This window comes from Ruminococcus sp. AM43-6 (assembly GCF_003461785.1).
Taxonomy (GTDB): Bacteria; Bacillota; Clostridia; order Oscillospirales; family Ruminococcaceae; genus Hominimerdicola; species Hominimerdicola aceti.
In genome coordinates this window covers 1-542 of sequence record NZ_QTXU01000094.1, presented here as the reverse complement: position 1 = coordinate 542, position 542 = coordinate 1, and the positions used below count along the sequence as shown (strand labels likewise).

Below are 542 nucleotides of genomic sequence, written 5' to 3'. Positions count from 1 at the left end.
TGGCTGGCACTTGATATGTGCTTGTCAATAGCGAAAGGAGAAAGTGTTTTAGGTCAGAAAACATTGCAGGGCACGGCATTGTATTTGTGTTTAGAGGATAGCTACGTTCGTATTCAAAATCGCTTGTATGAAATAACTGATGTGCCAACTGAAAATTTGTACTTCTCTGTTATGTCTGAATCTATCGGCAACGGACTTGAAGAACAAATCGAAAGTTTTAAAATTGAACATTGCGGTCTAAAAATTGTGTTCATTGACACTCTGCAAATGGTTCGCAGCGATACTGATTCAAGCTATGGTTCAGATTACAAAGAGCTGTCTGTGCTGAAAGCACTTGCTGACAAACTTGAAATCGCAATAATAGTTGTACATCATACTAGAAAATGCAAAGATATCGACCCGTTCAATATGATCTCGGGAAGTACAGGAATCAGCGGCTGTGTTGACGGAAGTTTGGTGCTTATTGAAAACAAGCGTGGCAGCCGTAATGCAAAACTTTATTGTGTAGGACGTGATATTGAAAACGCAGAAATTAATTTGCA

1 protein-coding gene is annotated in these 542 nt (G+C 39.1%); it reads left to right on the top strand.

The window, feature by feature from the left end; translation table 11 throughout:
• Positions 1 to 542: AAA family ATPase (locus DW938_RS14605; protein WP_147342418.1), on the top strand; the 542-nt coding region annotated here is incomplete at both ends.